Raw genomic sequence first — 19,119 nt, forward strand, 5'->3', positions numbered from 1 at the left:
CGTCCCGGAGTAACTCCCCGGGCAGTGGGGTCAGGAATGACAAACGCGCCCGGATCGCTCATCTGGTGCGTCGATCACGGACAGTGCTTCGTTACCGCGAGCGGCGAGGATCCTTCTACCGGTCACCGACTCGATGGGGATCCGGAGATACCGGGAGTCCGTCCGGCCGGTCCAGCAGCCCAGCGGCAAGGTCTCGAGTTCGGCGATCACCAGTGGATCGCGCACCTCGGAGGCGCGGCCGACGACGGTGACGAACCAGCCCGTCCCGAGGTCCTCGGAGAACTCGTCGACGGCGAACGCCACCACGGTGTCGAGCACCCCGGCGAACAACGCGCTCTGCGACGGCGTCCGCACCACGATCGCGCCGTGGTGCAGCGCGAACGGCGCCGGCTGGATGGCGGGCAGTGCCCGGGAGGTGAACACCACCCGGCCGAGCCCGGCGCCCGCGAGCAGCGCCAGGCACTGCTCGCGGCCGAGCGTCTCGAGACCCAAGGAGTCGGACATCGGCATCCCCGCGTTCTCGTCGTGTGGTTCGTCGGGATCCACGGTCCCCGGCTTACCGACTCGCCGGTAGGGCCGATGGACCCGGCCCGTGCGGGGGATGCGGCGCGGTAAGTGCCGGCGCCTCGTGAGTGGTAAGGACGGTTCTAACCGTCCTTACCACTCACGAGCCCCAAGACCCCCCCCGCGCGTCGGGCTACGCCTTGGGCGACAGCAGCACCACGGGGATCTCCCGCTCGGTCTTGGTCTGATACTGCGCGTAGTTCTTGTAGTCCGCGGTGATCTTGGGCCACAGGCGGGCGCGCTGCTCGGCATCGGCGACGCTAGCGACCATCGGACGCGCGGCCTCACCCTTCAGCGTGACCTGGACGTCGGGGTTGTCGCGGAGGTTGAGGAACCACGCCGGATGCTGGTCGTCGCCACCGCGGGAAGCGACGATGACGTACGCGTCGCCCTCGCGCAGCGGCGAGGTCAGCAGGACGGTGCGCGGCTGGCCGGATTTGCGGCCGATGGTGGTCAGCTCCAGGACGGTCATCCCGGCGACCTGCCAGCCGGCGCGGCCGCCGCTGACCTTCTGGATGACGCGGTGGACGGCGTTCATGGTCTTCAAGGCGAAATCGGAGGGCATGCGGAGAAGGCTACTCCGCTTTGGTCGCGACTTCGATTCCGTCCAGCAGGACGGACAGCGAGAACTCGAAGGCCTCCCTCGCCTCCTGCTCCAGATAGGACACCGTTTCGTCCTCCATCCGGAACGCCTGCTCCGCCTCCATCCAGGTCAGCGTCGGGAATCGCTCGGCGAAGTCCGGCGAGACCTCCTTCAGACGCGCCGACCGCGCGTACCACCACTCGTCGTCGGACTGCCCGGTCACCTTTTCGGCCAGCCGGGCCTCCGAAGCCGTCCTGGCGGGCTCGCGCACGCACGAATACAGCGCGCTGACCAGCCGTCGCAGCGCCGCCGGGCGCAACCCGGTCCGGCGCAGGATCTTCACCAGCGCTTCCAGCACGACGTACTCGTTCGGCCCGAGCACCGGCCGCGCCTGCGAGACCTGCAGGACCCAGGGATGCCGCAGGTAGAAGTCCCAGAGATCCTCGGCCCAGCGGGCCACGTCCGCGCGCCAGCCGTCTGCGTCGTAAGTGGCCGAAAGCTCACCGAGCGCCTTGTCGTACATGAGATCGACGAGCTCGCTCTTGCTCGGGACATAGGTGTAGAGCGCCATGGCCGTCCGGCCGAGCCTGTCGCCGACGGCACGCATCGAGAGGCCCGGCATGCCTTCGGCGTCCGCGATGATGATGGCGGTTTCGACGATCAGATCCACGGAAAGTCCCGGTTTGGGGCCGGGTCGCTCGGCGTCCGGCGGCTCGGTCCGCCACAGCAGGGCCATCGACCGCCGGGGGTCTCCTTGCGCCGCGTAGACGACCACTTGCCAACTCCTTACAGCATAAACTAACCTCTGCTACCCTCACTTTACAGGCTAAAGAGTTCCAACCAGGGGAGAGCCATGCCTTCGGCCGCCGACAGCCACGACATGATCCAGGTGCGCGGAGCCAGAGAGAACAACCTCGCCGACGTCTCGGTCGACATCCCCAAACGCCGCCTCACCGTCTTCACCGGTGTCTCGGGGTCGGGAAAGTCGTCCTTGGTGTTCGGCACCATCGCCGCCGAGTCGCAGCGGCTGATCAACGAGACCTACACCGCGTTCATCCAGTCGTTCATGGCCCCGGTCGGGCGGCCGGACGTGGACGCGCTGCGGAACCTGAGCGCCGCGATCGTCGTCGACCAGGAGCGGATGGGGGCCAACTCCCGCTCCACGGTCGGCACCGCGACCGACGCGCACACGATGCTGCGGATCGTCTTCAGCAGGCTGGGCAAACCGCACGTGGGGACGTCGGGAGCGTTCAGTTTCAACCTTCCCGAGGGGATGTGCCCCGAATGCGAGGGGCTGGGCAAGGTCTCCAGCATCGATGTCGACCAGCTCGTCGACAAAGAGCTTTCGCTGAACGAAGGGGCGATCACCGTCCCGAACTTCGCCCCCGGCGGCTGGTACTGGAAGGGGCTGGCGGAGTCCGGTTTCGTCGACCCCGCGGTCAAACTGAAGGACTACACCCCGCAGCAGTGGGAAGACTTCATGCACAAACCCGCCACCAAGATGAAGCTCGGCGGGATCAACACCAACTACGAAGGCCTGCTGGTGAAGGTGCAGCGGCTGTTCCTGTCGAAGGACAAGGAAGCGACGCAGCCGCACATCCGGGCCTTCGTGGACCGGGCGATCACCTTCCGGCGATGCCCGGCGTGCGACGGCGCGCGGCTCAACCAAGCGGCACTGTCGTCGAAGATCGAAGGGCTGAACATCGCCGACTGCTCGTCGATGCAGATCAACGATCTCGCCGATTTCCTCCGCAAGATCGACGATCCGTCGGTGGGCCCGCTGATGCAGAACCTGCGCGGCACCCTCGACTCGCTCGTGGAGATCGGGCTCGGCTACCTGAGCCTGGATCGCGAATCCGGGACGCTTTCGGGCGGCGAGGCGCAGCGCGTGAAAATGGTGCGGCACCTGGGTTCCAGCCTCACCGACGTCACCTACGTTTTCGACGAGCCGACCGTCGGGCTGCACCCGCACGACATCCAGCGGATGAACGGTCTCCTGCTCCTGTTGAAGGACAAGGGGAACACGGTGCTCGTCGTCGAGCACAAACCGGAGACGATCGAAATCGCCGACCACGTAGTGGATCTCGGACCCGGCGCGGGGCCGGACGGCGGGCGGATCTGCTACACCGGCGATGTCGCCGGCCTGCGGGCGTCCGGCACGCTGACCGGACGGCACCTCGACCACCGGGCGCGGCTGCGCACGGACGTCCGCGTGCCGGCCGGGCAGATCCCCATCCGGAACGCGACCCGGCACAACCTGCGCGGCGTCGACGTCGACATCCCGCTGGGCGTGCTGACCGTGGTCACCGGGGTCGCCGGTTCGGGCAAGAGCTCGCTCATCCACGGTTCACTGTCCACAAGGGACGACGTGGTGGTGCTCGACCAGTCGGCCATCCGCGGCTCGCGGCGCAGCAACCCGGCCACCTACACCGGCCTGCTCGACCCGATCCGCACCGCGTTCGCCAAGGCCAACGGCGTCAAGGCGGCCCTGTTCAGCGCGAACTCCGAAGGCGCTTGCCCGAAATGCAAGGGTATCGGGCTGATCTACACCGACCTGGCGATGATGGCAGGCGTGGCGACGGTCTGCGAGGAATGCGAGGGGAAGCGGTTCACCGCGGAGGTCCTGACCTACAAACTGCGGGGCAAGGACATCAGTGAGGTCCTCGCCATGCCCGTCGCCGAGGCGCGCGAGTTCTTCCCGTCAGGGCAGGCGCGGGTGATCCTGGACCGGCTTTCCGACGTCGGCCTCGGCTACCTCGGGCTCGGGCAGCCGCTCACGACGCTGTCCGGCGGGGAGCGGCAGCGGATCAAACTCGCCATCCGGATGGCGGAGAAGTCGGCGACGTACGTCCTCGACGAACCGACCACCGGCCTGCACCTCGCCGACGTCGACCAGTTGCTCGGCCTGCTCGACCGGCTCGTCGACGACGGGAACACGGTGGTGGTCATCGAGCACCACCAGGCGGTGATGGCGCACGCGGACTGGATCGTCGACCTGGGGCCGGGCGCGGGTTCGGACGGGGGCCAGGTCGTGTTCACCGGGACTCCGGCCGATCTGGTCGCTTCCGGGGAGACGCTCACGGCGCGGCACCTTCGCACCTACGTGGGCCGCTAGCGAGCTCGGCGGGCTTCGAGGAGAGCCGCGAAGCCCGCCGAACCCAGCACCGCCAAAGCCAGCCCCGAAGTCACCATCTCCACCGGCGAAGCCGCCAGCGGCGAAACCCCGGTCACCGACTCCACCCCCACCACCGCGGTCAGCACCGAGTAGGCACCGATCGCCACCCACACCAGCCGCACGCGCCGCCGTTCCGCCCAGTCCGCGAACCGCAGCAGCCAGGCGAGCCCCGGCACGATGAGGATCGCGTGCATCGCCACCGCGTGCAGCGGCTTCAGCGCGCCGGCGGTGGTGTACGCGAGCTGCGGGTTCCCGCCCCGCGCCTCGGCGACGCCGCTCGCGATCATCGCCGCGCCCGCGCCCAGCGCCACCAGCAGCGCGACGAGCCCGAACCGCACCGCGAGCCGCATGCTCGCCGTCGTCTCCCCTTCGCCACGCATCGCCGCGGCCGTGAACGTCACCGCCGTCAGGATGATGACGCCGCCGCCCGCCGCGAGCGTCGTCGACACGGCGTTGTCGAAACCGGTCTCGAAGTTGAAATGCGACGGCACCCCGCGCCAGGCCTGCATGCTCACCAGCACCGTCTCCACGACACTCGCCACCGTGAAGACGCCGAGCAGCGTGTTCCGCACGCGTGGCCGCACCGCGACGTACGACGTCGCCCAGGCGACGGTGATCAGCGTCAGCCCGAACGACAGGCCGAAGGTGACCGCCTTCCGCATCGACAGCGGCCCGGTCCACGAACCGCCGGACGCGACCAGCACGACCGCGTGCACGAGACCGCTGAGGAACAGGAGCGCCCCGGTCGCGTAGGCGACACGTTCGATCGTCCGCATCATGCCGTCGAGTGTCATCCGGGGCGACGCGGAAAGCGTCGGCCGTGAAGCGACATCTCGCGTACGTCTGCCTACGTACCTGAGACGCCCCTCAGCGAAGACGGCGGTAGAGACCAATGGGCTGTTAGTCTTGCCGACATCATGCCCCGCATCCTTGTCCGCGTCGCCGCGCTGATCGCCGTTCTCGCCCTCCTGTTCGGTGTGCCGTGGTGGACGATCGTCGGTTCCCCCGAACTCCCGGCCGCGCTCGAAGTCCTCGGCACGATCGTGTTCGCCGCCGCGGCCCTCGCCGTGCCCGCGTGCATGGTCCTCGGCCACGGGCCGTGGCAGCGCGACGTCGCGGCGAAGATCGGCGACCTCTCCCTCGGGTTGATCTGGCTGCTGTTCTCCTTGTCCGTACTCGGAAACGTGCTGAGGCTCGTCCTCGCCGTGTCCGGAGTGGACAGTGCGGCGGGCATCGTGTCCGACGTCGTCCTGGTGGCCTTCGTGGCGCTGGCCGCGTACGGGATGTTCGAGGCCCGGCGCGTGCCGAGGCTCAAGGAACTCGACGTCGTGCTCCCCCGCCTCGGCGCGGGGCTCGACGGTCTCCGCTTCGCGATCATCACCGACACCCATTTCGGCCCGCTGAACCGGACGAAGTGGTCGGAGAAGGTCGTCGAAGTGGTGAACGAGCTCGACGCCGATGTCGTCGCCCACGCGGGTGATCTCGCCGACGGTTCCGTCGCCAAGCGCCGGGAGCAGGTCGCACCGCTCGGGAAGGTGCGGGCGAAACTCGGCAAGTTCTACATCACCGGCAACCACGAGTATTTCGGCGAGGCGCAGGCCTGGCTCGACCATATGCGCGACCTCGGCTGGGACACGCTGCACAACCGGCACGCGAAGGTCCGCCAACGCGGTGACACGCTGGTCTTCGCCGGGATCGACGACCCGACCGGCGCCGCCTCCGGCCTGCCCGGCCACGGCCCCGACCTCCCCGCCGCGCTGGACGGCGTCGCCTCGGACACGCCGGTCGTCCTGCTCGCCCACCAGCCGAAGCAGGTCAAGCAGGCCGCGGAGGCGGGTATCGACCTCCAGATCTCCGGGCACACCCACGGCGGCCAGATCTGGCCGTTCCATCTCCTGGTCCGGCTCGACCAGCCCGTGCTGGCCGGGCTTTCGCGGCACGGCGAGCGCACGCAGCTCTACACGAGCCGCGGCACCGGCTTCTGGGGACCGCCGCTGCGCGTCTTCGCGCCGAGCGAGATCAGCCTCCTGACCTTGCGAAACGGCAAGTAGCCATCCCGTCGCGGCACCTCGCGGTGTCCCGGCGGCACCACCGACAAATTTTTTTGTCTTGACAACCGAGATTTTCGGAGCGAAGGTAGTGCCAACGCAACCGGCGCCCCGAAAGGCAGAAACCGATGACCATCACCGCCACCCGCCCCCACGTCGCGCTCCCGGCCCGCGCCCTGCTCGCCTGCGGCGCCGTCTCGGGTCCGCTGTACTTCCTGACCACGCTCACCCAGGCCGCCGTGCGCGACGGCTTCGACATGACGAAGCACCCGGCGAGCATGCTGAGCAACGGCGACGCCGGCTGGATCCAGGTGACGAACTTCCTGGTCACCGGGGTCCTGATGATCGCGGGGGCGATCGGGCTGAGCCGGACGCTCGAACCGGGAAGAGGCAGCACGTGGGGGCCACGGCTGCTGGGCGCCTTCGGCGTCAGCCTGCTCTTCGCCGCGGTCTTCAAGGCCGACCCGGGCAACGGTTTCCCGGTCGGTTCCGGTCCGTCCGGCATCAGCACCGCGGGCGTCCTGCACATGGCCGCCGGCTCGGTCGGATTCCTCTCGCTGATCGTCGCGACCTTCGTGTTCGCGAGCCGCTTCTCCCGTGAGGGCCACCGCGGCTGGGCCGTCTACTCCCGCGCCACCGGCATCGCGTTCTTCGCCTCCTTCGCCGGGATCAGCTCCGGCAACGCGAACGCCGTCGTGATGCTCGCCTTCTGGGCCACCGTGATGCTGGCCTGGGGCTGGGTCACCGCCGTCATCCTCCGCGCAAGCCGCTAGACAACCCTAGGAGAATTCCCGCCATGAGCACCGTGACCTCGCAAGACGGCACCACCATCGCCTACACCCGCACCGGCTCCGGCCCCGCCGTCATCCTGGTCGACGGCGCGATGTGCCACCGCGAGTTCGGCCCGGCCAAACCGCTGGCCGCCGAACTGGCCGCGCACTTCACCGTCTACACCTACGACCGCCGCGGCCGCGGCGAAAGCGGCGACACCGCGCCGTTCTCCGTCGCCCGCGAAGTCGAGGACATCGCGGCACTGATCAAGGAAGCGGGCGGCACGGCCCACGTCTACGGGATCTCCTCCGGCGCCGCGCTCGCCCTCGAAGCCGCGAAAGCCGGGCTGCCGATCACGAAACTGGCGGTCTACGAGTTCCCGCTGGTCGTCGACGACACCCGCCCGCCGGTCCCGGCCGACTACGACGAACGGCTGGAGAAGGCCATCACCGACGGGAAACCCGGTACCGCGATCAAGACCTTCATGCGGGAAGGCGTCCGCGTCCCGGCGCCGGTCGTCTTCATGATGCGGTTCATGCCCGCCTGGCCGAAGCTGAAGAAGGTCGCGCCGACCCTGCGCTACGACGCCGCGTTGTTCGACGGCCTGCACGACGGCACCCCGCTGCCCGAAGGCCGCTGGGCAGGCGTTTCCGTGCCGACGCTGGTCATGGACGGCGGCAAGAGCCCCGCGTGGATCCGCAACGGGGTCGCCGCGCTGGCGAAGGCGGTGCCCGGCGCCGAGCACCGCACGATCGAAGGCCAGACGCATATGCTCAAACCGAAGGCCGTGGCCCCGGTACTGATCGAGTACTTCAGCGACTGACGGAGCGATCACGATGATCGAACTGGTGGAAGGCGACATCACCGAACAAGAGGTCGACGTCGTGGTCAACGCCGCGAACTCGTCACTGCTCGGCGGCGGCGGGGTGGACGGCGCGATCCACCGCCGCGGCGGGCCGGAGATCCTCACCGAATGCCGGGCGCTGCGCGCGGGGCACTACGGCAAGGGACTGAAGACCGGAGAGGCGGTCGCCACCACGGCGGGCCGCCTTCCGGCGCGCTGGGTGGTGCACACCGTGGGGCCGGTGTGGTCCGAATCCGAAGACCGCTCGGCACTGCTGGCGGCCTGCCACCGCAACTCGCTGCACGTGGCCGCCGATCTCGGCGCGCACACCGTGGCGTTCCCCGCGATCTCGACCGGGATCTACCGGTGGCCCATCGAGTCCGCGGCGGAAATCGCCCTCGAAACGGTGGTGAACACGCTCGCGGCCGGTTCGTGCTCGGTGGAACTGGTGCGGTTCGTGCTCTTCGGGACCGCCGCCTACGACGTGTTCCGGGAGCAGGCGGACGCGATGGGTCTCGTGAGTGGCAAGGACGGTTAGAACCGTCCTTGCCACTCACGAGACCCACTACACGCCCGCAGGCGAACTACCCTGCTGGACCAGCTCCCGGGGCGCCCCGCTCCCGTCCGCGGGAACCGACCAGACCGCCGAGTCCACGCCGTACGCCACGGTCCGGTCGTCGAGCCAGGCCGCCTGGTCGTCCACGCTCCGCGTCTCGGCCAGCAGGGTCTCCTTGCCGGAGGCCAGGTCGAGGACGGCCAGCCGCCACGGCGCCGCGAGATCGGCGGAGACCTTCTTCTTGAAGGCGATCCGCTTCGCGTCCGGCGAGAGCGACGGGCATTCGACGTTCTCCCGGATCATCCTCGCGACGAGCTTCTCGTAGTCCGCCTCGACCAGGTACGTCTTCCCCTTCGTCCCCACGGTCGCGTAGAACTTCTTGCCGTCGGGGGCGAAGGTGATCCCCCAGTAGTTCACGTCGGACGAGTAGTACGGCTTGCCGTCGAGCAGCAGCCCCATCTCCTCGATGCTCTTCATCAGCTTCCCGGTCGTCAGGTTGAAGATCCCGGCCCGCGTCGAAAACCCGGTCTCCGCATAGGAATCCCCGTTGACGAACAGCGTCCAGTAGGCGAGCTTCCCGTCCGGCGAGACCCGGCCGCGGCTGGGGGTGCCGGGCAGTTCGATCCGGCGGATCTCCTTGAGGTCCTTGTCCAGCACGATGACGTCGGTCATCGGCGGCAGCACCCCGGGCTGCGCGGCAAGGCACAGCGCCGTCCCGGCCGAAGCGGCGAACCGGTCGCAGCTGAGGCCGGACACCTTCCGGGGTTCGCCGGGACGATCGGCCGGGACGGTGGCGAGATGGCCGAAGTCCGGGCCTTCGGCGGTGTTGCGGAACAACAGTTGTCCCTTGGCCTGCACCGAAACCGGCTGCCCGGTGACGACGGCGACCGCGTTGACCGCGGGCCCGCGGTCCCGGGAGAGGACGCCGTAGCCGACGGCCGCCGCGATCAGGACGACGACCGCCGCCACCACGCCCAGGATCCGCGCCCTCACGCGTAGGTCCGCAATGGACGGAGGACGGCGGCCGCCACGACCACCACGGCCAGCGCGCCCGCGGCGACCAGGACCGCGGCGTGCAGATCCCAGGTGGTCCAGGCGAGTCCGAAAAGGACGGACGCGAGCATTCGCGTCGTCGCCTGCCCGGTCTGCACCAGCGCCAGCCCGCTCGCCCGCTGGTGTTCGGGCAGCAGCGGTCCGGCGGCGGCCATCAGGACACCGTCGGTGGCCGCGTAGAAGACACCGTGCAGCACGAGCGCCAGCACCGCGAGGATGCCGCCGTCCACCGGGCCGAGCAGCGCCAGCAGCGCGACGACCAGCGCGACGTGCCCGCCGAGGAACACCTTCCAGCGGCCGATCCGGTCCGAAAGCCTGCCGAACGGAACGGCGAGCAGCAGGTACACGCCCGCGGTTCCCAGTGGCAGCAAGGGAAAGAAGACCGCGCCGAGTTCCCAGCGGCGCTGCAGCACGAGGTAGAGGAACGAGTCGCTGAGGGTGACCAGGCCCAGCAGCGCCGCCCACACGCAGATCCGCCGGAACGACGCCTGCCGGATCAGGCCCGCGGTCTCCCGCAAGGAGACCTTGGCCCGTTCGGCCCTCGGTTTCGGCTGGTGGTCCTTCACCAGCACCACCAGGATGATCACGCCGATCGCGGCGATGCAGAAGCTCGTGAAGAACACCGAGTCGTAGCTGCCCAGGCTGAGCCACAGCACGGCCATCGCGACCAGCGGGCCGAGGAACGCGCCGAAGGTGTCCATCGCGCGGTGCACGCCGAACGCGCGGCCGAGATGTTCGGGATCGCTGCTCAAGGTGATCAGCGCGTCGCGCGGGGCGGTCCGGACGCCTTTGCCGGTGCGGTCGGCCGCGAGCACGGCGCCGATCGCGACGGTGGACGAACCCGCCAGCATCAGGCCGATCTTGCCCAGTGCCGAGAGCCCGTAACCGAAGCAGGCGACCGCCTTGAGTTTCTGCCAACGGTCCGCGAGATGGCCGCCGACGAGCCGGACGACGGCCGTGACACCGGAGTAGAGCCCGTCGAGCACACCGAACTGCAGCGGGCTCAGGCCGAGACCGAGGACGAGGTAGAGCGGCAGGACCGCGGTCACCATCTCCGACGAGATGTCGGTGACGAGGCTGACCAGGCCGAGCGCGACGACATTCCCGGTGACGGCCCGTTTGACGCCGCTCTTCGGGACCTCCGCCGCGGCGTCCGCTCCCCTACTGGTGGCTATGTACATGGGAGACCTCCAGCGCCGGAAGGAGGTGCCGCGGCGCGACGCGACACCTCCTCACGGGAATCAGTGGCAGGTGTAGGTGGGAGAGGAGTCGATCGTCTTGCCGTCGAGCCCGATCAACTGGGTGGAGAAGGCGTTGTCCGACATGTTCAGCTTGAGCACGCCGTAGGTCGAGATCGCCTTCGCGGTCGCCGGGTGTTCGGTTTTGACCGGGTACAGGGTCGCCCCGCCGCCACCGCCGATGATCTGCACCGGACCCGCGGGATCCTTGTCACCGTCGGCGTTCTGCGGGTGGAAGCGCTCGTAGTGGTGGTCGTGTCCGTTGAGCACCAGGTCGACCTTGTTCTGGACGAGGGTCTCCCAGAGCGTGGCCATCTTGTCGTTGTCGCCGTGGTCGCCCGAGGTGTAGCGCGGGTGGTGGTAGTACGCGGCGACGCAGGGTTTGGTGTTGCTCTTGAGGTCCTGCTTGATCCAGTTCAGCTGCTCGTCGCTGATCGCGTTCGCGGCGAGGCCGGGCGAGAACTCCGTGCTGTCGATGGCGACGAAATGCCAGTTGCCCATTTCCCAGCTGTAGTAGGTCTTCCCGTTCGGCGTCGCGATCTTGCCGAAGTACTGCTTGTAGGCGCCCAGCGGGGTGTGGTCGTAGGTCTCGTGGTTGCCGGGGACCGGGTGCATGATGCTCTTGTACTTGCCCCAGGTCTTGTCGAAGTACTTCGTGAAGTCCTCGATGTGGGCGTCGTCGTACTGGTTGTCGCCCATGGTGATCACCGCGGCCGGGTTCATCTGGCCGACCAGCGCGGCCGTCTTCGGGTGGACACACGAAGACGAGGAAGCGGTGCACTGTTCGGCGATGTCGCCGGAAGCGGCGAGGACGAACGACGAACCGCCCGCCTGCGTGGTCGCCTGGATCTGGTTGCTGGCCGCCGAGGTGTTGCCGGCGGCGTCCTTCGCCCGGACGGTGTAGGTGTACGCGGTCGACGCGCTCAGCCCGCTGTCGGTATAGGAAGCGCTTTCTGTAGTGCCGACGACCTGGCCGTTGCGCAGCACCTCGTAGCCGCTGACGCCGACGTTGTCCGTCGAACCGGTCCACGTCAAGTCCACAGTGGACGCCGTGACCGAACCGGCCTTGAGATTCGACGGCGCGGTGGGCGCCTGCGTGTCCCCGGAGGAGTCGGACGTGCCGTAAATCTGCATCTCCCAAAGGGAGTAGCCGTAGCTGGTGGCGCGTTTGGTGCCGACGAGGCGCAGGTACCGGCCGCGGCCGGACAGCCCGGTGAGATCGTCGGTCCCGCCGTTGCCGTTGGTGACGGATTTGATCGAGGTCCACGCCGAGCCGTCGTTGGAGACTTCGAGGCGATACGCGGTGGCGTACGCGGCTTCCCAGTTCAGCTTGACCCGGTTGATGGCCGACGGGCCGCCGAGGTCGACGCGGATGAACTGCGGGTCCACGCCTTCCGCGCTCGCCCAGCGGGTGCTCGTCTTGCCGTCGACGGCGAGCGGTCCACCGTAGGATGACGACTCCACCGAGGAGACGAGGACGGGTTTTCCTTGGGACAAAAGGACATCAGCGGCTTGCGCGTTACCGCTGAGCAGCGTCGGCAACAGGATGGCTGCCGCGCCTAGTGGCAGTAGTCGGGTTCGGGCCTTCACATCGATCTCCCCGGGAATCCGTGGCGGCGGGTTGAGAGGGACGGGTGCGCGGCGTTCACTTCGGATACACTGTTCGTTTGGTAAGTTTCCTAACGAATGCGTACGGTAATCCGTACCACTCAGTGAGTCAAGACGTAGACTCGTCCCATGACCGGCGCATTGATCTTCGACTTCGACGGGACGCTGGTCGACACCGAAGCGGCCGTCCTCGTGGCCTGGCAGGAGACCTTCCGTGCCCGCGGCGGCGAACTCCCCCTCGACGTCTGGCACACCGTGATCGGCACCCAGAACACCGCCGTCGCGATGTTCGAGCTGCTGGAGAAGAACGACGAGAACCTCGACCGGGTCGCCGTCCGCACCGGTGTCCGCGCCAGGGTCACCGAACTGCTGGAGACCGTGGGGCCGCGGCCAGGCGTCGAGGAGTACCTCGCGGACGCGAAGGAGCTGGGCCTGCGGCTGGCCATCGCGTCCAGCTCGACCGGCGACTGGGTCACCACGCACCTGAAGCGGCTCGGTCTCGCGGACGCGTTCGAGGCCGTGCTCACCGGCGACCTCCACGAGGCGAAGCCGAGCCCGGACCTGTACCTGGCCGCGCTCGCCGCGCTGGACCTGCCCGCGGCCGAGGCGATCGCGTTCGAGGATTCACCGCACGGTGTCACCGCGGCGAAGGCCGCCGGGCTCGAGTGCGTCGCGGTGCCGAACGCGATCACCGCGGTGCTGAACTTCGACCACGCCGACCTCGTGCTGGGCTCACTCGCCGACAAACCACTCGGCGAACTGCTCAGCCGTTGAGCAGCGCTAGGCACCTACCGCCGTGCGCCGAGGGACGACACACGTGATCAGAGGGACGACACGCGTGATCAGCGGGACGACTCGCCGTGTCGTCCAACCAGTCACGCGAGTCGTCCATCGGCTCACACGTGCCGTCCGGCTGATCACGCGAAACGACCAGCCCGCACAAGGGTGGTCGCGAGTGGCGGTTCGGGTTGGAGCGGCGCGGTCGAGTGTGGAGGATTCGGGACGTTGAGTGTCCCCAGCCCACAGCTGCTCAGCCGTCGAGCAGCTCGCCAAGCCGGGCGAGGAACGGGCGCTGCCCCTTGAGCAGTTTCTCCCCGGCTTCGGCCAGCCCGAACCAGGCGACCCTGTCGACCTCCGGGAACTCCTGCGTCCGGCCCGACCGCGGCGGCCACTCCATCTCGAAGACGCCCGGCACGACCTGAGCCGGGTCGAGGTCGCCCTCCACCGCCCAGACCGTCACGACCTTGCCGCCGGACTGCTTCACCTCACCGAGCGGGAGGTACTCCCCCTCCGGCGCCGGCAGCCCCAGCTCCTCCCGGAACTCGCGCCGAGCCGCGGCCTCCGGCGTCTCGTCCGGCTCGTACTCGCCCTTGGGCACCGACCAGCCGCCCGCGTCCTTCTTCGCCCAGAACGGCCCGCCCATATGCCCGAGAAGCACCTCGGTCACCTCGCCCGACCTGCGGAAGAGCAGGATCCCGGCACTCGTCTTACCCGCCATGCCGTCCAGTCTGGCCTTACTCCGACCGGGTGATGTGACCGGCCCGCGAAAAAAGTTTCCGCCCGGATGTCGAATCGCGTCGTGCCCGTCCGACGCGTTGTCAGAAGCCGCCCGACAGACACTCCCGGAAGGACCGGAACCATGACGCAGACCATCACCCCCGCCAAGACCACCGCCACCACCCCGCGTGCCGCGAAGGCGCAGGGCGCGATCCAGTCCGCCGTCCGGATCGTCGTCTCGTTCCTCTTCCTCTGCCACGGTTTGCAGGGATTCGGCTTCTTCGGTGGCGTCGACGGCGCGGGCGGTTCGGTCGAGCTCGGCTCCTGGCCCGGCTGGTACGGCAGCGTGATCGAGCTCGTCGGCGCCGCGTTCGTGCTGGTCGGCCTGTTCACCCGGCCGGTCGCGGTACTCCTCTCCGGCGTCATGGCCTACGCCTACTTCACCGTGCACGCGCCGGAAGGCCTGCTGCCGCTGCAGAACATGGGCGAGCTGTCGACCCTCTACTGCTGGATCTTCCTGCTGATCGCCGCGATCGGCCCGGGCACCTACGCCCTCGACACCCTGCGCCGCCGCCGCTGAATGGGAATCACGAGGCCCCTTTCCTGGAATGAATCCAGGAAAGGGGCCTATTCGCGTTTCCTCGCGGTTAAATTCGGACATACCATCGAATTACCCCCCGAAAGAAAGTTCCCTGCCGATAGGGTTGTCCGGCATCCTCTAGCACATCACTGGTTTAGACCACCTTGAGCCGGAAGGATGTGTCATGACCCAGACAACCGCCGCCACGAGCACCGAGGTGGGTCCGACCGCCCCCAAGTGGCAAGGACTGGCCCTCTCCGCCGTCCGCGTTGTCGTCTCGTTCCTCTTCCTCTGCCACGGTCTGCAGAAGATGGGCTTCTTCGACAAGGCCGCCGTGCCGGTGGGCACCTGGCCGGGCTGGTACGCCGGGGTGATCGAAACGGTCGGTTCGCTGCTCGTCCTGGTGGGTCTGTTCACCCGCCCGGTCGCGGTGCTGCTTTCGGGCACGATGGCGTACGCGTACTTCGTCGTGCACCAGCCCGACGCGCTGCTGCCGTTGCAGAACAAGGGCGAGACGGCCGCGCTGTACTCGTGGATCTTCCTGCTGTTCGCGGTGGTGGGACCGGGCACCTACGCGCTCGACACCTTGCGCCGCCGCCGCAAGTCCTGAAAGTCCGTGAAGGCCTCCTTGAGGGACTCTGGGTCCCTCAAGGAGGCCTTCACGGACAAACTCTCAGCGGCCCTGTGGCAGGCCTGCGGCAAGGTCCGAAAGCGCCAGCACGTGCTCCATCAGCACGGTCAGCACCTGCTTCGTCGACTCGCGTTCCCGCGCGTCGCACAGCAGCAGCGGGACGTCCATACCGACGTCGAGCGCCTGCCGGACCTCTTCGGTGCCGTAGCGGTAGGCGTTGTCGAAGCAGTTGACGGCGACGACGAACGGCAGCCCGCGGCGCTCGAAGAAGTCCACGGCCGCGAAGCAGCTGTCGAGCCGCCGGGTGTCGGCCAGCACGACGGCGCCGAGCGCGCCTTCGGCCAGCTCGTCCCACATGAACCAGAACCGGTCCTGGCCGGGCGTGCCGAACAGGTACAGGATCAGCTCGGGGTTGATGGTGATGCGGCCGAAGTCGAGGGCCACCGTGGTGGTCGTCTTCTTCTCGACACCGGTGAGGTCGTCGACGCCCTCGGACGCCGCGGTGATGACCTCCTCGGTGCGCAGCGGGGGAACCTCGCTGACCGAACCGACCATCGTGGTCTTACCGACCCCGAACCCGCCGGCGACGAGGACCTTGACCGCGTTCGCGGTCAAGGATCGCCGGGGCTCAGAGTTTCCGGATGCCATCAAGAACCGCCTGGAGTACGTGTTTGTTGGGGGTGTCGGTGACCGGGGTCGCGGTGCGGAACAGCACGAGGTTCTGTTCGATGAGGTCGCTCAGCAGCACCTTCACCACCGGCAGCGGCAGATCGATACGCGCGGCGACCTCCGCGACGGACGTCGGTCTCTGGCACAGGTTGAGGATCCGCCCGTACTCCGGCTCGAAGCCCGCGACCTCCTGCGAGGACCGCATGGCGACCACCAGGGTGATCAGGTCGAGGCCGAGCGTGTCCGAGCGGGTGCGCCCGCCCGTGACGGCGTACGACCGGACCAGCGGCCCGGCCTCCTCCTCGAACCACGACTCGTGCCGCCCGCTCATGGCGACGTGGGAGTCGCGGCGCGGGGCGCCGAGGTGAGCACCGCGCCGACCCGCTTGACCATCAGGTTCATCTCGTAGGCTACGAGGCCCATGTCCGCGTCCTCCTTCGCCAGCAGCGCGAGGCAAGCACCGCGGCCCGCCGCGGTGACGAACAGGAAGGCGTGGTCCATCTCGACCATGGTCTGGCGGACGTTGCCGCCGCCGAAGTGCCGTCCCGTGCCCCGCGCGAGGCTCTGGAACGCCGACGCGACCGCGGACAGGTGCTCGCCGTCCTGTTCCGACAGGTTCCCGGACCGTCCGATGAGCAGGCCGTCGGAGGACAGGACTACCGCCCTGTCGGCACCGGCGACACGCTTGACCAGGTCATCCAGCAACCAGTCGAGTTCACTGACTCCCGCGTTGGCCATCTAGTCACGATCTCCGTACATGTCGAGGTCGGTGTAATCGTCGGTGGGTTCGGTGTCCCGCGCGCGGCGCGTGCCCTGCTGGAACGCGGCGAGCCGGTTCCTCGCCAGCTCGGGGGTGTCCTCGCGGACCTCCTCGCGCTGGGCGGCGGGCCGGTCCTCCATCAGCTGGGGGACCAGGTTCGCCTGACGGCGGCGCTGCGGCAGCGGTGGCCTGCCGGGCGCCTCGGGGCCGGGCCGCCGGGTCTGCGGCGGACGGCCGTCCTGCGGCCGGGTGTCGGCGGGCGGCCAGGCCGGCGGCTGCACCGGCTGCGGACGTCCCTCGGCGCGCACGGGCTCTGGGCGGATCGGCTCGGGCCGCGGCGTCTCCGGCCGGGGCACCCGCGGCGGGCGCGGGGGCAGCGGCGGCAACGCGCCGCCGGGCTGCTCCGGACCCTGCTGCGGCTGGGGCTGCGGGGGCTGCGGCGCGACCGGCATCGGCACCGGGAGTTCGGGCCGTTCCGCCGGGATCTCGGTGCGGTGGCGGGCACGACGGCCCGGAAGCAGCGGCGCGGCCTCCGGCACCTCGGTGCTCTCGGGGTCCACCTCGTCCTCCGGCTGATCAGACGGGACCGGCGCGAGCAGGTCGGTGCGGACGAGCACGATGGCCCTGGTGCCGCCGTACGCGGATTCGCGCAGGTGCACGGAGATCCCGTGCCGAGCGGCGAGGCGCGCGACCACGAACAGGCCCAGCCGTGGCTCGGCTGACAAGGCCATGATGCCGAAGTCCGGCGGATCGGCCAACATCGCGTTCAGCTCGGCGGCCTGCTCGGGCTCGATACCGAGACCCTGGTCCTCGACCTCGATCACGACACCCTTGCCGACCACGTTGCCCCGCAGCTCGACGCGCGACTGCGGCGGCGAGAACGAGGTCGCGTTGTCGATCAGCTCCGCGAGCAGGTGCACGAGGTCGCCGACGACCGGGCCCTGCACCGCCATCGCGGGCATCTTCGCCGTCTTCACCCTGGCGAAGTCCTCGGTCTCGGCCGAGGCACCGCGGGTCAGCTCGGCGAGCGTCACCGGCTTGCGCCACTGACGGCCGGGCTGGCCGCCGCCGAGGATGATCAGGTTCTCCGCGTTGCGGCGGGCACGCGTGGAGAGGTGGTCCAGCTGGAAGAGCGTGTCCAGCTGCTCCGGGTCCTCCTGTTTGCGCTCGGCCTGGTCGAGCACCTTGAGCTGGCGGTGCACGATGACCTGGCTGCGGTGCGCGATGTTGAGGAACACCGTCTTGGTGCCCTCACGGGTCCTTGCCTCTTCGACGGCGGCCGCGATGGCGGTCTGCTGCGCCTTGTTGAAGGCCTCGGCGACCTGGCCGATCTCGTCGTCGCCGTGGTCGAGGAAGTGGCCCTTGTCGTCGAGGTCGACGGGTTCGCCCGCCCGCACCCGGTCGACCAGTTCCGGCAGCCGGATCTCGGCGACGTCGAGGGTGTCCTCGCGCAGCCGCGCCAGCCGTCCGATGAGCCGGTTGGACAGCCGCAGGGCGACGACGAACACGCCGATCGCCACCAGCAGCGCGATGGCCGCGGCGATGGCCGACGTGATCAGCGTCCGGTCGGCGTCGTCGACCGCCTGCGTCGTGGCCGTACCACTCTGCTCGACGAAGCCGCGCATCATCGCGTCGCTGACGCCGCGCGCGGCCTGCAGCCACGTCTGCTCGGGGATGGGGAGCGTGGCCTTGCTGTTCTGCAGGAAGGTGTTCTCGACCGTGTTGACGGCCTTCCACGGATCACTCGCGACGAGCTGGTCGAACTTCGCCTTGACGTCCGGGAGCATCCGGGAGACCGACGACTCCAGCTGCGAGCGGTAGGAACCGACCTCCGTGACGTACGCGCGGTAGGTCTCGTCGGTGAACCCGCCGCCCGCGACGGCCGCGGCGGCGAGGGCGTTCGCACGCTGCATCTGGTCGATCGCGGTGAACAGCGGGACCGCCGTGATCCGCTGGTACGCGTTCTCGGCGTTCGGCGCGTCCTGGGCCAGCCCGGTGAGACCGTCGACGAACTGGTCGAGGATCTGGTTGTAGAAGGTGAAGGCGTCCAGCAGCGGAAGCTGGCCGGAGTCGGCCGACTGCCGGATCTGCGGCATCTTCTGGAGGAGCCCGTTCAGCGTGGCGATGTTGCGCTGCACGCTGTCGGGCGAGTCCCCGACGAACTTCTGCAGATGCGCGGCGACGCCCTGGGCGGCGGCGTCGGTCTTGGCGCGCTGCTCGGTGAGCGTGGCGTGCTGCGACCGGTCGCCGGCGAGTTCGCGCAGCGCCAGGCGCCGCTCTTCCTGTACTTGGACGAAGAAGGGGAGAGAAGGGGCTTCCGAGTCACGGATCCGCTGCGCGTAGTCACGACCATTGACCGCGTCGAAGATCAGGTACCCGCCGATCGCGAGACCGACCAGCATCAGCGCGATGCTCGGAATGAGCGCGATCGTCAGAACGCGCGAACGAATCGAAGAGCCGCGGCCTCGTCGAAGGGAAATCTGCTTCACCGTGGTCCGTTTTCCTTCCGGCAGTTTTTGGTGTCGGGTCGCCGGGGATCTCA

20 protein-coding genes are annotated in these 19,119 nt (G+C 68.8%); 8 read left to right on the forward strand and 12 right to left on the reverse strand.

All coding sequences use genetic code 11. The features are described 5' to 3' along the window. Positions 1-30: 30 nt before the first annotated feature. The 3 genes from ACFWIW_RS22135 to ACFWIW_RS22145 all read right to left on the reverse strand — a co-directional run bounded on the left by ACFWIW_RS22135 (position 31) and on the right by ACFWIW_RS22145 (position 1,922). Positions 31-504, reverse strand: coding sequence for a pyridoxamine 5'-phosphate oxidase family protein (locus ACFWIW_RS22135; RefSeq protein WP_378370156.1), 474 nt, complete (start codon positions 502-504; stop codon positions 31-33). 193 nt (positions 505-697) lie between these two features. Then, a complete protein-coding gene (locus ACFWIW_RS22140; protein ID WP_378370157.1) occupies positions 698-1,129 on the reverse strand; it encodes a nitroreductase family deazaflavin-dependent oxidoreductase in 432 nt (143 codons plus the stop codon). 10 nt (positions 1,130-1,139) lie between these two features. Continuing rightward, positions 1,140-1,922, reverse strand: a complete 783-nt coding sequence (locus ACFWIW_RS22145; RefSeq protein WP_378370158.1) for a TetR/AcrR family transcriptional regulator C-terminal domain-containing protein — start codon at positions 1,920-1,922, stop codon at positions 1,140-1,142. A gap of 78 nt (positions 1,923-2,000) precedes the next feature. Here ACFWIW_RS22145 and ACFWIW_RS22150 point away from each other — a divergent pair, with 78 nt between their 5' ends. Then, positions 2,001-4,262 carry an ATP-binding cassette domain-containing protein gene (locus tag ACFWIW_RS22150; RefSeq protein WP_378370159.1) on the forward strand — a complete coding sequence of 754 codons (2,262 nt, stop codon included), beginning with the start codon at positions 2,001-2,003 and terminating at the stop codon, positions 4,260-4,262. Here ACFWIW_RS22150 and ACFWIW_RS22155 read toward each other — a convergent pair. After that, the gene (locus ACFWIW_RS22155; RefSeq protein ID WP_378370160.1) at positions 4,259-5,101 is read right to left on the reverse strand and encodes a hypothetical protein; all 843 of its coding nucleotides are present in this window, start codon (positions 5,099-5,101) and stop codon (positions 4,259-4,261) included. The two genes, ACFWIW_RS22150 and ACFWIW_RS22155, sit on opposite strands and share 4 nt — an antisense overlap. A gap of 138 nt (positions 5,102-5,239) precedes the next feature. On the opposite strand from ACFWIW_RS22155, the gene ACFWIW_RS22160 reads away from it, so the two are divergent. The 4 genes from ACFWIW_RS22160 to ACFWIW_RS22175 all read left to right on the forward strand — a co-directional run bounded on the left by ACFWIW_RS22160 (position 5,240) and on the right by ACFWIW_RS22175 (position 8,523). Beyond that, entirely contained in the window at positions 5,240-6,373 is a 1,134-nt protein-coding gene (locus ACFWIW_RS22160; RefSeq protein ID WP_378370161.1) for a metallophosphoesterase, read from the forward strand. 125 nt (positions 6,374-6,498) lie between these two features. Further along, positions 6,499-7,143, forward strand: a complete 645-nt coding sequence (locus ACFWIW_RS22165) for a DUF998 domain-containing protein (protein ID WP_378370162.1) — start codon at positions 6,499-6,501, stop codon at positions 7,141-7,143. A 23-nt stretch (positions 7,144-7,166) separates the two neighbouring features. Further along, the gene (locus ACFWIW_RS22170) at positions 7,167-7,964 is read left to right on the forward strand and encodes an alpha/beta fold hydrolase (protein ID WP_378370163.1); all 798 of its coding nucleotides are present in this window, start codon (positions 7,167-7,169) and stop codon (positions 7,962-7,964) included. 13 nt (positions 7,965-7,977) lie between these two features. After that, positions 7,978-8,523, forward strand: coding sequence for an O-acetyl-ADP-ribose deacetylase (locus tag ACFWIW_RS22175; RefSeq protein ID WP_378370164.1), 546 nt, complete (start codon positions 7,978-7,980; stop codon positions 8,521-8,523). Positions 8,524-8,550: 27 nt separating this feature from the next. Here the strand turns inward: ACFWIW_RS22175 and ACFWIW_RS22180 are convergent, their stop codons facing one another. From ACFWIW_RS22180 to ACFWIW_RS22190, 3 genes are read right to left on the reverse strand one after another with little or no spacing between them, the layout of a single operon-like run. After that, positions 8,551-9,534, reverse strand: coding sequence for a hypothetical protein (locus ACFWIW_RS22180; RefSeq protein WP_378370165.1), 984 nt, complete (start codon positions 9,532-9,534; stop codon positions 8,551-8,553). Further along, entirely contained in the window at positions 9,531-10,775 is a 1,245-nt protein-coding gene (locus ACFWIW_RS22185) for an MFS transporter (protein WP_378370166.1), read from the reverse strand. The genes ACFWIW_RS22180 and ACFWIW_RS22185 overlap by 4 nt, the downstream gene beginning before the upstream one ends. Before the next feature lie 60 nt (positions 10,776-10,835). Beyond that, on the reverse strand, positions 10,836-12,374 hold the full coding sequence (locus ACFWIW_RS22190) for a discoidin domain-containing protein (protein WP_378370189.1): 1,539 nt from the start codon (positions 12,372-12,374) through the stop codon (positions 10,836-10,838). 195 nt (positions 12,375-12,569) lie between these two features. Between ACFWIW_RS22190 and ACFWIW_RS22195 the strand changes: the two genes are divergently transcribed. After that, a complete protein-coding gene (locus ACFWIW_RS22195) occupies positions 12,570-13,214 on the forward strand; it encodes an HAD-IA family hydrolase (RefSeq protein WP_378370167.1) in 645 nt (214 codons plus the stop codon). Positions 13,215-13,470: 256 nt separating this feature from the next. Here the strand turns inward: ACFWIW_RS22195 and ACFWIW_RS22200 are convergent, their stop codons facing one another. Beyond that, complete coding sequence (locus ACFWIW_RS22200) at positions 13,471-13,938, reverse strand: NUDIX domain-containing protein (protein WP_378370168.1); 468 nt, start codon at positions 13,936-13,938, stop codon at positions 13,471-13,473. A gap of 141 nt (positions 13,939-14,079) precedes the next feature. Here ACFWIW_RS22200 and ACFWIW_RS22205 point away from each other — a divergent pair, with 141 nt between their 5' ends. Both ACFWIW_RS22205 and ACFWIW_RS22210 read left to right on the forward strand, forming a co-directional pair. Then, a complete protein-coding gene (locus tag ACFWIW_RS22205) occupies positions 14,080-14,517 on the forward strand; it encodes a DoxX family protein (RefSeq protein ID WP_378370169.1) in 438 nt (145 codons plus the stop codon). A 184-nt stretch (positions 14,518-14,701) separates the two neighbouring features. Then, a complete protein-coding gene (locus ACFWIW_RS22210) occupies positions 14,702-15,127 on the forward strand; it encodes a DoxX family protein (protein ID WP_378370170.1) in 426 nt (141 codons plus the stop codon). 63 nt (positions 15,128-15,190) lie between these two features. Here the strand turns inward: ACFWIW_RS22210 and ACFWIW_RS22215 are convergent, their stop codons facing one another. Genes ACFWIW_RS22215 through ACFWIW_RS22230 form a run of 4 tightly spaced genes read right to left on the reverse strand, consistent with a single transcriptional unit; the run spans position 15,191 to position 19,066 of the window. Further along, complete coding sequence (locus ACFWIW_RS22215; protein ID WP_378370171.1) at positions 15,191-15,796, reverse strand: ATP/GTP-binding protein; 606 nt, start codon at positions 15,794-15,796, stop codon at positions 15,191-15,193. Next, positions 15,777-16,148: a DUF742 domain-containing protein gene (locus ACFWIW_RS22220; protein WP_378370172.1), complete on the reverse strand. Its 372-nt coding sequence runs from the start codon at positions 16,146-16,148 to the stop codon at positions 15,777-15,779. Before ACFWIW_RS22220 ends, ACFWIW_RS22215 begins: the two co-directional genes overlap by 20 nt. After that, the gene (locus tag ACFWIW_RS22225) at positions 16,145-16,555 is read right to left on the reverse strand and encodes a roadblock/LC7 domain-containing protein (RefSeq protein ID WP_016336740.1); all 411 of its coding nucleotides are present in this window, start codon (positions 16,553-16,555) and stop codon (positions 16,145-16,147) included. The genes ACFWIW_RS22220 and ACFWIW_RS22225 overlap by 4 nt, the downstream gene beginning before the upstream one ends. Then, the gene (locus ACFWIW_RS22230) at positions 16,556-19,066 is read right to left on the reverse strand and encodes a nitrate- and nitrite sensing domain-containing protein (RefSeq protein WP_378370173.1); all 2,511 of its coding nucleotides are present in this window, start codon (positions 19,064-19,066) and stop codon (positions 16,556-16,558) included. Positions 19,067-19,119 lie beyond the last annotated feature (53 nt).

Source organism: Amycolatopsis sp. NPDC058340 (genome assembly GCF_042723975.1).
Lineage (GTDB): Bacteria > Actinomycetota > Actinomycetes > Mycobacteriales > Pseudonocardiaceae > Amycolatopsis.

Bases quoted from the DNA above. Each gene is read 5' to 3' on its own strand.
- ACFWIW_RS22210 (WP_378370170.1), top strand. From the start codon at position 14,702: ATGACCCAGACAACCGCCGCCACGAGCACCGAGGTGGGTCCGACCGCC.
- ACFWIW_RS22215 (WP_378370171.1), bottom strand. From the start codon at position 15,796: ATGGCATCCGGAAACTCTGAGCCCCGGCGATCCTTGACCGCGAACGCG.
- ACFWIW_RS22200 (WP_378370168.1), bottom strand. From the start codon at position 13,938: ATGGCGGGTAAGACGAGTGCCGGGATCCTGCTCTTCCGCAGGTCGGGC.
- ACFWIW_RS22175 (WP_378370164.1), top strand. From the start codon at position 7,978: ATGATCGAACTGGTGGAAGGCGACATCACCGAACAAGAGGTCGACGTC.
- ACFWIW_RS22220 (WP_378370172.1), bottom strand. From the start codon at position 16,148: ATGAGCGGGCGGCACGAGTCGTGGTTCGAGGAGGAGGCCGGGCCGCTG.
- ACFWIW_RS22170 (WP_378370163.1), top strand. From the start codon at position 7,167: ATGAGCACCGTGACCTCGCAAGACGGCACCACCATCGCCTACACCCGC.
- ACFWIW_RS22205 (WP_378370169.1), top strand. From the start codon at position 14,080: ATGACGCAGACCATCACCCCCGCCAAGACCACCGCCACCACCCCGCGT.
- ACFWIW_RS22135 (WP_378370156.1), bottom strand. From the start codon at position 504: ATGTCCGACTCCTTGGGTCTCGAGACGCTCGGCCGCGAGCAGTGCCTG.
- ACFWIW_RS22225 (WP_016336740.1), bottom strand. From the start codon at position 16,555: ATGGCCAACGCGGGAGTCAGTGAACTCGACTGGTTGCTGGATGACCTG.
- ACFWIW_RS22140 (WP_378370157.1), bottom strand. From the start codon at position 1,129: ATGCCCTCCGATTTCGCCTTGAAGACCATGAACGCCGTCCACCGCGTC.
- ACFWIW_RS22150 (WP_378370159.1), top strand. From the start codon at position 2,001: ATGCCTTCGGCCGCCGACAGCCACGACATGATCCAGGTGCGCGGAGCC.
- ACFWIW_RS22155 (WP_378370160.1), bottom strand. From the start codon at position 5,101: ATGATGCGGACGATCGAACGTGTCGCCTACGCGACCGGGGCGCTCCTG.
- ACFWIW_RS22160 (WP_378370161.1), top strand. From the start codon at position 5,240: ATGCCCCGCATCCTTGTCCGCGTCGCCGCGCTGATCGCCGTTCTCGCC.
- ACFWIW_RS22195 (WP_378370167.1), top strand. From the start codon at position 12,570: ATGACCGGCGCATTGATCTTCGACTTCGACGGGACGCTGGTCGACACC.
- ACFWIW_RS22165 (WP_378370162.1), top strand. From the start codon at position 6,499: ATGACCATCACCGCCACCCGCCCCCACGTCGCGCTCCCGGCCCGCGCC.
- ACFWIW_RS22185 (WP_378370166.1), bottom strand. From the start codon at position 10,775: ATGTACATAGCCACCAGTAGGGGAGCGGACGCCGCGGCGGAGGTCCCG.